This window comes from Kitasatospora sp. NPDC040550 (assembly GCF_055594965.1).
Window position 1 is genome coordinate 1 of sequence record NZ_JBVIWC010000058.1, and the last position, 11,587, is coordinate 11,587.

At 75.1% G+C, this 11,587-nt stretch carries 8 protein-coding genes and 1 rRNA gene; all 9 read right to left on the reverse strand.

The genetic code is table 11. The annotated features are described in order from the left end of the window. Positions 1-91 precede the first annotated feature (91 nt). Entirely contained in the window at positions 92-820 is a 729-nt protein-coding gene (locus tag ACZ58X_RS40040) for a ZIP family metal transporter (protein WP_470338500.1), read from the reverse strand. Positions 821-1,241: 421 nt separating this feature from the next. Beyond that, positions 1,242-3,002: a restriction endonuclease gene (locus ACZ58X_RS40045; protein ID WP_470338494.1), complete on the reverse strand. Its 1,761-nt coding sequence runs from the start codon at positions 3,000-3,002 to the stop codon at positions 1,242-1,244. Positions 3,003-3,116: 114 nt separating this feature from the next. Beyond that, positions 3,117-4,877, reverse strand: a complete 1,761-nt coding sequence (locus ACZ58X_RS40050) for a hypothetical protein (protein WP_470338495.1) — start codon at positions 4,875-4,877, stop codon at positions 3,117-3,119. A 356-nt stretch (positions 4,878-5,233) separates the two neighbouring features. Next, positions 5,234-5,890 (reverse strand): YigZ family protein, encoded by a 657-nt coding sequence (locus tag ACZ58X_RS40055; protein WP_470338496.1) that lies wholly within the window; start codon positions 5,888-5,890, stop codon positions 5,234-5,236. Positions 5,891-6,031: 141 nt separating this feature from the next. Beyond that, positions 6,032-7,327: a DUF6986 family protein gene (locus tag ACZ58X_RS40060; RefSeq protein ID WP_470338497.1), complete on the reverse strand. Its 1,296-nt coding sequence runs from the start codon at positions 7,325-7,327 to the stop codon at positions 6,032-6,034. A gap of 126 nt (positions 7,328-7,453) precedes the next feature. Next, positions 7,454-9,013 carry a DUF2637 domain-containing protein gene (locus tag ACZ58X_RS40065; protein ID WP_470338498.1) on the reverse strand — a complete coding sequence of 520 codons (1,560 nt, stop codon included), beginning with the start codon at positions 9,011-9,013 and terminating at the stop codon, positions 7,454-7,456. 197 nt (positions 9,014-9,210) lie between these two features. After that, positions 9,211-9,876 (reverse strand): response regulator transcription factor, encoded by a 666-nt coding sequence (locus tag ACZ58X_RS40070; protein ID WP_360245306.1) that lies wholly within the window; start codon positions 9,874-9,876, stop codon positions 9,211-9,213. Continuing rightward, positions 9,828-11,237 carry a sensor histidine kinase gene (locus ACZ58X_RS40075; RefSeq protein WP_470338499.1) on the reverse strand — a complete coding sequence of 470 codons (1,410 nt, stop codon included), beginning with the start codon at positions 11,235-11,237 and terminating at the stop codon, positions 9,828-9,830. The genes ACZ58X_RS40070 and ACZ58X_RS40075 overlap by 49 nt, the downstream gene beginning before the upstream one ends. A 262-nt stretch (positions 11,238-11,499) precedes the next feature. Beyond that, positions 11,500-11,587 (reverse strand): 5S ribosomal RNA (rrf, locus tag ACZ58X_RS40080); the annotation flags it as partial.

An 11,587-nucleotide genomic window follows, 5' to 3' on the forward strand; every position in this document is an offset into this window, starting at 1 on the left:
GCCGCTGCGATCTGGCACAACTGGAACACCGGCGCCACGATCAAGCGCTCACTCATCGCCTATGACCACTGAGGACATCGGACTCATTCATCTAGGTGGCGAAGCCGATGACCAGCCACATGAAGCCGACCCCGGCCACCGTGCACAGCAGGGTGCTGCGGGAGGGGTGCGGGCTGTGCGCCTCGGGGAGGATGTCCGAGGTCGCGAGGTAGAGCAGGAAGCCGGAGAAGAAGCCCAGGTAGAGGCCGAGCAGGTGCTCCGGGATGGTGAAGGCCAGGGTGATCGCGGCGCCGGAGACCGGGGCCAGCGCGTCGGCCGCGAGCAGGGTCAGCGCCCGGCGGCGGTTGTTCCCGTACAAGCGGGTGATCGTGTACGTGTTGAACCCGTCGGCGAAGTCGTGCGCGACCACCGCGATGGCCACCACCGTGCCGACCGTGGTGCCGGCCTGGAAGGCGGCGCCGATCGCGAAGCCGTCCATCACGCTGTGCCCGACCAGGGCCAGTGCGGCGGTCAGGCCGACGCCCTGGTGCCCGCTGCGGTGGGCGTGGCCGTGCTGGTGGCCGTGGGTGTGCTCGGCGTACTCGCCCTCGTGGCCGCGGTGGATGGCGACGGCGCGCTCGACCACGTGGATGGTGAGGAAGCCGACGGCGAACATCAGCAGTGCCTGGGGCACGCCGTGCACCTCGCCCGGCGCCTGGTGGATGGCCTCGGGCAGCAGGTCGAAGGCGACCACGCCGAGCATCAGGCCGGCGGCGAAGCCGAGCACCAGGTGGCGGCGGTCGCCGGTGCGCTGCGCGACGAAGCCGCCGATCAGGGTCATCAGGAACGCCCCGGCGGCGACCAGGACGGCGGTCACCGGACCGCCTCCGGCCCGAACGGGTCGGTCGGCCCGAACGGGTCGGTCGGGTCGGTCGGGACGGTCGGGACGGTCGGGACGGTCGGGGCCGGCCGGTCCGCGGGTCCGGTCGGGTGGGCCTCCCCCGCCGGATGACCGGTGCCGCCGTGTGGTCTGACGAGCGCTCTGCCCATTCCTCTCCCCCTGGGGTCCGCCCGTGGCCGGGCCGACCGCCGACCGTACCGGACGCGCGTTCGGCGGTGATCGCCCGGGGTGCCGCCGACCCGGCCGACCCTCGACCGCGGTCGCGTCGGCCCGGTTCCCCTCAGCCTTGGTCCGGGCGCGGAGGGACGCCCGCCGGGTGGGCCGTCGGGGTGAGATCCCTGGTCGGAGCCGGTTCGGGCCGTCAGCGGCCGGCGGCGAGCGGCAGGCCGAGGTGGGTGCGGGCGAGTTCGCGGACGCCGTCGCCGTCGATCAGGTGGATGTGCCGGTGGCCCTCCTCGGCCGAGAGGTCCAGGGCCGCCTCGGCGAAGTGGCCGGTGGTCAGCCGCAGGCCGCGTTCGGCGGACTCCTCGCGCACCGCCTCGGTCAGGGTCTCGATCTGCTCCGCGGTGACGGCGGCCGGGTCCCGGGACGCCCAGACCACCCAGCGGCCGGGCAGCGCGCTGTCGGGGGCGCCCTCGCCGGTGGCGACCAGCCCGGCCGGTCCGCGCAGCCGCACGCTCCACTCGGCGAGTCCGCCCCGGGTGAGCAGGTCGCGCACCAGCTGGGCGAACTCGTTGGCGGACAGGTCGGGTGCGGCCGGGACGGCGGCACCGGCCCGGGCGGCGGGCTGGACGGCCGCCCGGGCGTACGGGTCCGGGGTGACGGCGGCACCGAGCTGGCGCAGCCGGACCAGCGCCTCGTCCTGTTCGGCGTCGGCGTAGACGCCCTCGTCGTCGCGTTCCTCGTACGGGGTCTCCGGCGGCAGCAGCCGGGTGCGGGCCAGGGCGTCGCGGTCGGCGTCCACGCTGACCAGGCAGAGCGGCTCGGCGCCGGGCTCGCGCAGCCAGCCGTTGAGGACCACGCCGGCGAGTATCTCGTCGGTGTCCACGGCGTCGGCGGCCTGCAGCGAGCGCAGCGCGAGCCGGGCGACCAGCCGCAGGTAGTCGGTGGCCCGGTCCATGGGCGGGCGCGGCACCGGGAGGATGTCGCCCTCGGGGGCGAGCCGGTAGCCGGTGAGCGAGGGCACCAGGTCGAGCGGCGGCAGGTCGAGGTCCAGCACGGCGGTGCGGGTGAGCGGGCGGAAGACCGCCCGGCAGGGGGCGGGGAGGTCCTGGGTGGCGGTCTCCGCGGCGGCCAGGGCCCGTTCCAGCAGCGACTCCACGGCGGCGGGCTCGGCCAGCCGGTAGGCGCGCCGGCACTCCTCCAGGCTGTCGTTGTACTCGCGCACGGCGCGGGCCCGGGCCTCCTCGGCCGCCTCGTGGGCGCGCCGGGACTCGTCGGCGGCCGGGCTGCCCGCCTCGGCCCGGCGGGTGCGCCACTCCCGCAGGGCGCGCTGGTGGGTCAGCCGGGCCTGGGCGAGTTCGCGCTGGTAGCCGGAGTCCAGCAGGCGCCGGGACGGACCGCTCTCGGGGTCGGCGGCGGCCGGTTCGGCGGGGGCGAAGTCCTCCCAGCGGGGCTCGGCGCCTTCGACGACGGCCGGGCCGTCGGTCGGGTAGGGGCGGGGCTCGTAGTGGCGCAGCTGGCTCTCGAAGTCCATCGCCGAGACGGGCAGGGCGGCCCGCCGCAGCAGGTCGGCCAGCCGGTCGTGCTCGGCCCGGACGGTGAGCGTGCGGTGGTGGGTGAGGGCGGCGGCCCGGGCGTGCGCCGCGACGGCCTCGTCGGGGTCGGCGGAGGCCCGGCCGACGGAACCGGGGCCGGGGCCGGGGCCCGGGCCGGCGGAACCGGACGGGCCGGGGCCGGCGGAGGCCGGACCGGTGGTGTCGGGGCCGCCGGGTTCCGGGGCAGACGGGCCTTCCCCGGCCGCCCCCGGTTCGGGGCGGCCGGGGGCCGGGGGGCCGGCGGCACCGTCCGTCTCCGGGCCCTCGTCGGCGCCGAGGTCGCGGAACACCGAGGCGAGGAAACCCGGTTGGGGGAACGGGACGGTGGCGGTGCCGTCGGACTGGCCGTCTGCTGAGTACTGCATCGGTCGTCGTTCCCCCATGCTCGTCCGGCGCCTGCCCCGGGCGGCGGACCAACCGCAGCCCCCACCCCTGCCGGACATTGTCCACCGAACGGGCGCAGCGGTCAGCCGAGCCCGTCAGTTGGTCCGGGTGTTGGTGAGGTGCAGACCGATGTAACCCACGTAGATCCGGCCACTGCCGGAGCAGTCGTCCAGGTAGTGCAGCCGGGGTGCGGTGCGACCGCCGCCGATCCGCAGGTGCGCGCCCATGAACGCGCGCCGGGAGGCGTCGACGCATTCCGGCACCGGCAGCATCCGTTCGCGCTTCCACTTGGTGTGGCTGAACACCGTCCGGGACTCCCCGCGCACGGCCTTGCGGGGCGGGAAGCGGTGGCAGCCGTCCGGGGTGTGCTCGCACCACTGCTTGAAGTCCCCGCCGGCCGCGCCGCGCACGGCCGCCTCGGCGTACTCCTGCAGGGCCGTCAGGCCGTCCCAGGCGAGCCGGGCCCAGCCGGCGCCGGCGCACTGGAGGCCGTCCAGGGCGAGCGCGTTCTTCTGGTCCCCGGTGAAGGTGAGCAGGGAGAACTCGCCCAGCCTGGCGAGGAGTTCGGTGAAGGTCTCGGGCTTGCCCGGCCACCCGCCGGGGTGGGCGGCGAGCCGGCCGACGGTGGTCGGACCGGTGCCCGAGGTGGTGGGCGCGGCGCCGGACGGGGCGGCGGTGGGCCCGGTGCAGTGACGCCCGCTCAGGGCGCCCCGGGCGCCCGTGCGCAAGCGGCCCTCGTGGCCGTCCCTGGACTGGGCCCGGTCGCGGCGCTCCAGGCGGAGGGTGTGCCGGACCCGCTCCAGCTCGTCGGCCCTGGCCTGCTGCTCGGCGCGGTCCTGCTGCTCCTCGTGGGCGAGCGCGGCCGGTTCGGCGGGGGGTCCGGCGGCCGGGCGCGGCTGCGGGGGCGGGACACGCAGTACCGGGACGGCGGCCAGCGGCGGCGGGAGCGGCTGGTCGGCGGCCAGGCGGCGGGGCTCGCGGGCGAGCAGCCCGGCGGCGCGGCGGAGGTCCTGTTCTATTCGGCCCCGGGCGAGCACCGGATGTCGGGCGCCGTCCTGCCGGGAGGCCGGGTCCACCTCGGGCAGGTAGGTGCGCACGGCGCCGCCGTACACGGTGTGGTACTCCAGCGCGATGTTGAACCCGGTGCGGGCGCCCGGGTCCAGCACGTAGGCGGTGGCGAGGCCGGGCAGCTGGCGGCAGAGCGGGCGGACCACCTCCTCGACCCAGTGCTCGACCGGGAGGTTCACCGGCACGCTGGCGACCACCGTGGGCAGCCGGCGCTCCGGGTCGCACAGCTCGTCGATCAGGTCGTCGACCTCGTCGGCCGTGATCACCCGGGGGGCGGAGTGGACGGCGGCCGGGCCGTCGGCGGCGTCGAGCAGCGGTAGGAGGGTCCGGGCGAGTTCGGGTACCGGCACCCGGCAGGGGGTGCGCACACCGCTGCCGGTGCTGTGGGTCTCGGCCTCCAGCCGGACCCAGGTGGGGCCGCCGGTGTCGGTGGCCACGGTGAGGGTGAGCTGCCCGGTGCCGTGCGGGGCCGGGGTGCGCAGGCGGCGGCGGTCGTAGCGGCCGGCGCCGGGGCCACCGCGCAGCGGTCCCTGGTCGCGGTCCAGCAGGACGCGCTCGCCCAGGCGCAGGCGTTCGGCGGCGGGAGGTGCGCCGAGCGCGCTGCCGGGGGCGGGCGGGGGCTCCTCGCAGCCCTCCTGCTTCAACCAGGAGGCGAGCTGGGCGTCGGCCAGCGCGACGGCCTCGGCGTGCGGGAGGGCGGTGGTGACGGTCATCCGGTAGGGCGTCGCGGGACCGCGCGGGCCGGGTAGGTCGGCACCGGCGGGCGACGGCGAGCGGTCTGAGGTCATGCGCATACCTCCGTGGTGCGGGGTGGGGTCTGTTGTCCTCCATCGACGGTTTTCATCCGGTTCGGCCGGAACCTTGCCCAGGAAACGCCACGGCCCGGAGCGGAAGTTCCAACTCCGGGCCACGAGACTACGTTCGAGTGAATCTGTTCAAGCCGTCTTCCGCGTGGCGCAAGCGCTCGGCTACGGGGAGCGACGCCTCCCGGCGGGCCCGGGCACCGGTCCGTCCACTGGTCGGCGCGGCGACGCGCGGTGGTGGGCGATCACTACCACGGCTTCGACCCCGCGGCCCCGGCCGGAGGCGTGTCCGGAGACGATCCTCCGGCGAGGCACGCCGTGGGGCGGGCGGAGCGCGCGGCTCAGACCGGCACCTCGACGTAGGTGCGACCGGCGGGCACCGCGACCGCGGTGCCGCCGGTCGCCTCGGCCAGCCAGGTGTGGAACCCGGCCACCTCCGGCTCCGGCACGCCCACCTCGATCCGCACCCCGGCCGCCTCGTAGGCGAGGTCGCTCACCGCGTACCCGGCGGCCCGCAGGTCGTTCTCCACCCGCCCGGCGCGCACGTGGTCCGCCGTCACCGCGAGCAGGGCGACCGGGCGCCGCTCCAGCAGGCCGACCTCGTCGACCGCCGCCGACACCGCGTTCCCGTACGCCCGCACCAGGCCGCCCGCGCCGAGCTTGATCCCGCCGAAGTACCTGGTCACCACGGCGACGGTGTCGGTCAGGCCGCGCCGGCGCAGCACCTCCAGCATCGGCACCCCGGCCGTGCCGCCGGGCTCGCCGTCGTCGCTGGAGCGCTCGCGGCGCTGCTCGTCGCCGACCACGAAGGCGGTGCAGTTGTGCCGGGCGTCCCAGTACTGCTTGCGGACGCCGGCGATGAAGGCCTGCGCCTCCTCCTCGTCGGAGACCCGGGCGAGGTGGCAGATGAAGCGGGACTTCTTGATCTCGGTCTCGTGGCTGCCGGCCCGCCGGATGGTGAGGTACGGCCTGGCGGTCGGTTCCGGCGTGGCGGACATGGCGCGGTGGTTCTCCCGGGAACGGCGACGGCTGGCGGTGCGCGCACCGGGGGTCCGGGGCGGCACCGCCAGCCTAGTTGGCGCACGGCCGGGGCCGGGGCCGGGAAGCCCGGCCCGGCGCCGGGGGCCGGGGCCTGGGGGTCAGCGACCGGCCAGGGCGTCCAGCTGCGCGCGGTCCAGACCGGTCAGCGCGGTGACCTCGGCCGGGTCGACGGCGCCGCAGTCCAGGCCGCGCAGCAGGTAGCCGCTGAGCGCCCGGGCGGTGGCCGGCTCGTCCATCACGTCGCCGCCCGCCTTGGCGACGTACGCGGCGAGCCGGGCGGCGGCGGCCGCCAGGCCCTCCCGGTAGAAGGAGTACACCGCGACGTAGCGGGTCGGCAGGTGCGCCGAGTGCATGTCCCAGCCCTGGTAGTAGGCGCGGGCGAGCGAGCGGCGGACCAGGTCGTGGTGGAGCTTCCAGGCGGCGTGCACCTGCTCGGTGGAGCCGGTGGGGATCACGTTGGTCGAGCCGTCGGAGAGCCGGACGCCGGTACCGGCCGCGGCCACCTGCATGACCGCCTTGGCGTGGTCGGCGACCGGGTGGTCCATGCTCTGGTAGGCCGCACTGACGCCGCAGGAGGCGCTGTAGTCGAAGGTGCCGTAGTGCAGTCCGGTGGCACGGCCCTCGGCGGCCTCGATCATCCGGGCGACGGTGGCCCGGCCGTCCGGGCCGAGGATCGCCTGGGTGGTCTCGATCTGGATCTCGAAGCCGATCCGGCCGGCGGGCAGCCCGGCCCGGCGCTCGAAGTCCTCCAGCAGCCGGACCAGCGCGGTGACCTGCTCGGCGTAGGTCACCTTGGGCAGGGTGAGGACGAGACCGTCGGGCAGGCCGCCGTTCGCCAGCAGAGTGGCGAGGAAGAGCTCCAGGGTGCGGATGCCGCGGGCCCGGACGGGCGCCTCCATGCACTTGATCCGGATGCCGACGTAGGGCGGCGCGCCGTCCTCGGCCACGGCGGCGGCGACCAGTTCGGCGGCCCGGACGGCGGCGGCGTCCTCCTCGGCGTCGGGGCGGGCCCCGTAGCCGTCCTCGAAGTCGATCCGCAGGTCCTCGACCGGCTCGCGCTCCAGCTTGGCGCGGACCCGGGCGTGCACGTCGGCGAGCAGTTCGCCGTCGGCGACGCCGAGGGCGCGGGCGAGCTCGGCGGGGGTGCCGGCGTGGGTGTCGAAGGCCTCCAGGGCCTGGCGGCCCCACTCCCGGACGGTGTCGGCGCGGAAGGCGTCGGCCGGGACGTAGACGGTGTGCACCGGCTGCCGGGTGCCGGTCTCGCCCGGGTAGCGGCGCGCCAGGTCGGCGTCCACGGGGGCGAGCAGCGCCTCCACGGCGGTGCGGGCGGCGGCGGAGAAGGAGGCCCCGCCCGTCGGTCCGGTTCCGTCGACCTCGACCTCGACCTGCGACATCCGCACTCCTCCGTGCCGAACCAGCGCTTCAACAGTTTGTTGAGGCGAAGGTAGCTCCGGCCGGGACGGGCGTCAATGGCCGACCGAGCGGTGGACGCGAGGTGTCGGTGCGGGGGCGGCCCGGACTCAGTCCCTCCCGGCGGCCAGGTAGCGGTCGCGCAGCAGCGGGAAGAGGTCGGCGACCTCCTTGGGGTGGACCGCACCGTCCGGCCCCTTGCCGGTGACCCCGTACTCGGCGGTCAACCAGGCGGCGAGGCGTGGCGGGTCGGGCTGGTGACCGTAGCTGTCGATGTAGGAGACCAGGCCGTCGTAGGCGATGTCCTCGTCCAGTTGCACGGGTGCCGGGCCGGTGTCGGTGGAGCCGCCTTGAGCGGGCTCCTCGGCCGGCGCGGCCTGTTCGGGCCGGGCGTGGTGCTCGGCCTGGGCGGCCGGCTGACGGTGCTGCGGCTCGACGGCCGGCTCGGCCTGGGGCTGGGCGGCGGCCGGGTGCTGGACCTGCGGACCGGGCCCGGCGGCGGGCTCCTCGGCGGCCGGGCGCGGGGGCTTGAACCACGGCGACGCCTGGCCGGGCACCCGCCCGCCCGGGGCGGCGTCGACCGAGTGGCCGGTGGTGCGGACCGGGCGCTCGGTCCAGACGTTCAGCTCCTCGCCGCGCGGCTGCGGGGCGACGGCCTCCTCCGTCTCCGGCTCCTGGGCGGCACGCAGCCGGACGGCGTGCAGCCTGGCCAGCATCGGTGCGGCGACCTCCGGTGCGATCGGGGCCGCGGCTGCGGGGGCCTCGGGCTGGGGCTGGGACTGGGGCTGGGGCTGGGGCTCACTGGCCGGTGCCGCCGGTGCGACCGGTGCCGCTGCGACCGCTGCCGCCGGTGCGGCCTGGTGCTGCTGGGCACCGGCGGGGGCCGGGGCCGGGGCGGCGATGGCCGCGGCGGCCCGGGCCTGCTGGGGCTGGGCCCCGAGCTCCTGGGACGGCTGCTCCGCCGGGGCCTCCCTGGCCTCGCGCTCGCGGCCCTCCTCGTCCAGCCGGTCGAGCAGCGCCGGGTCCAGCGGGACGCCGAACTTAGCGAGCTTGAGCGGCAGCAGCGCCTGGATCGGCGCCGAGCGGCGCCAGCCGCGGCCGTAGCGGAAGCGCAGCTGCGCCCGGTAGACCAGCCGGTTCTGCTCCAGCCGGATGACCTCCTCGTACGAGCGGAGCTCCCAGAGCTTCATCCGCCGCCAGAGCCGGAAGGTCGGCACCGGGGAGAGGATCCAGCGCATCACCCGGACCGACTCCATGTGCCGGTCCGCGGTGATCGCCGCGATCCGGCCGACCGCGTGCCGGGAGGCCTCGACCACGACGACGAACAGCACCGGGATGACGGCGTGCATCCCCATGCCGAGCGGGTCGCCCCAGGAGGCCGCCGCGTTGAAGGCGATGGTGGCGACGGTCAGCAGCCACGCGGTCTGCCGCAGCATCGGGAAGGGGATCCGCAGCCAGGTCAGCACCAGGTCGAGGGCGAGGAGCACCACGATGCCCGCGTCCACACCGATCGGGAAGGCGTAGGAGAAGGCACCGAAGCCCTTCTCCACGGCCAGCTCGCGCACCGCGTTGTACGAGCCCGCGAACCCGATGCCCGAGATGATGCAGGCCCCGGCCGCGACCAGGCCGAGCAGGCCGCGATGAGCCTTGGTGAGCGTTGGGCGTGCCATTACGTCTATCAACCCCTGGATGTCGGCTGCTGCCGTACGCGCATCGGCTGCCGGTTCCCGCCAGTCGGGCCGCCGGACGGCTGAACGGCGTCCGGGCTCGGCCCACCGGAGTTTACTCGTACGGGTGTTTCAGCGTTTCCGCAGCCTGGGGTGTCACAGTACCCACCGCGCCCGGGGCGGCGGCACCGGTCGGGCCGTCAGCGACTCTGCCCCGCCGTGCCGTTGAGGTACGCCAGGACGGCCATCACCCGGCGGTTGGCATCCTCGTCGGGGGCGAGCCCGAGCTTGCTGAAGATGTTGGCGATGTGCTTGGCCACCGCTCCGTCGCTCACCGAGAGGCGGGCGGCGATCGCCGAGTTGGAGCAGCCCTCGGCCATCAGCTCCAGCACCTCGCGCTCGCGCGGGGACAGCCCGAGCAGCGGGCCCGGGCGGCGCGAGGTGGTCTGCATCAGCTTGGCGATCACGTCCGGGTCCATCGCCGTGCCGCCCGCCGCCACCCGGCGGACGGCGTCGATGAACTGCCCCGCGTTGAACACCCGGTCCTTCAACAGGTAGCCCACCCCGCCCGTGCCGTCGGCGAGCAACTCCCGCGCGTACAGCTGCTGGACGTGCTGGGAGAGCACCAGCACCGGCAGGCCCCGGATCTCCTGGCGCGCCTTGAGCGCGGCCTGGAGCCCCTCGTCGGTGAGCGTCGGGGGCAGCCGCACGTCCACCACCGCCACGTCCGGGCGGTGGGTCAGCAGCGCCTCCAGCAGCTCGGGGCCGGTCTCCACGGCAGCCGCGATGGTGAAGCCGTGCGCTTCCAGCAGACGGATCAGACCTTCGCGGAGGAGGTAGAGGTCCTCGGCGAGGACAACTCGCACAGCAACTCCAAGGTGATGGTGGTGGGACCGCCGGACGTGCTGTCGATGGCGAGGACACCGTCGAAGGTACCCAATCGACGCTCGATCCCGCGCAGGCCCGTTCCCCGCGACGGATCCGCCACGCCCACACCGTCGTCCGTCACCGTGACCCGGAGGATTCCGGCCCGGTAGAGGATGTCCACCCACACCTGCTCGGCACCCGAGTGCTTGGCCGCGTTGGCCAGCAACTCGCTGATGCTGAAATAGACCGCCGCCTCGACCGGAGCCGGCAGCCGGTCCGGCAGGCTCACGAACACCTCGGTCGGCAGCGCGCTGTCCAGCGCCAGGGCCCGGACGGCATCGCCGAGTCCGCGCTCGGCGAGCACCGGCGGATGGATGCCGCGGACCAGGTCGCGCAGCTCCTGCAACGCCCGGGCCGAGGACTGCCGCGCTTCGGAGAGGAGCTCCCGCGCGGCCGCCTGGTCGGTCTCCATCAGGTGCTCGATGGTGCCCAGCGTCATCCCGATCGCGACCAGCCGCGCCTGCGCGCCGTCGTGGAGGTCCCGCTCGATCCGCCGCAGCTCGGCCGCCTGGCTGCCCGCCGCGTCGGCCCGGGTCTCGGTCAACTCGGCCACCCGCTTGGTCAGCTGGGCGTGCGTCGCCCGGCCGTCCTGGTCCAGCACCCGGCGGGCCGCCTCCCCGTACCCGCGCACCGCGTACGGGGCGAGGAGTATGCCGAGCAGGACCATGCCGGCCCCGATCAGCAGGCTCAGCGTGACCCGCGTCATCCGCGGGCTCAACGGGCCGAAGCCGTCCGCCGGCACCGCGCCGCCCAGCGCGAACGCCGTCCCCAGCGCCAGCATCAGGACCACTGCGCCGCCCAGCACCGCGGCCAGAGCGGGGTTCACGACCAGCCAGAGCATCTCGGCCCGGGTGGTGCGGTCCCGCAGGCCCCAGTGCACCAGCTGCGCGTACTTCGCAACCGTCTGCGAGCGGTGGTACGAGTAACCCGTCCACCAGTGCCCCCGGTCGTCCAGCTCCAGCTTCGGCAACGGCTGGTAGACCGCCGGCAGCCGGATGCCGTACCAGCGCTCCAGCATCCGCCGGGTCCGGTCGGCCGTCGGGCGGACGCAGGCGGCCGCCACCGACACGCCCGCGACCGCCGCAGCCGCGAGGGCCACCAGGGCCGCCGGGTAGTAGTACTCCAGGACCTGCGCCGTCACCACCCCCGCGACGACGGCCGCCCCCACCGGCAGCACGAACCCCGGCACGGCACCCAGCACCACCTGAGCCAGCCGGCCCAGCCCCTGGCCACCGGCCTGGAAGGCCACCTGGGTCTGCGCACGGACGGACGTGCCGCTCGTACGAGTGTCTGTGGTCACGCAAACTCCTGATGCCGGTACCGATCGTTCTTCATCAGTGTTCACGAACGACCCGCTCCGGACACTGGCCATGGCACCCCAATTCCGGGGTAGACCTAGGACCACCTGGTGGTGGTAGGAACAACACCAGACCAGGCCGATGGTCCTTTGGTCAGCTCGTCCGCTGGTCAGTCGGCCAGTCGGTCAGTTGGTCAGTTGGGGAATGGCCCGGAAATGCGAAAAGGCCCACCCGGTAACCCGGGTGGGCCTTCTCTTAATGATTGTTCGGCGGCGTCCTACTCTCCCACAGGGTCCCCCCTGCAGTACCATCGGCGCTGTGAGGCTTAGCTTCCGGGTTCGGAATGTAACCG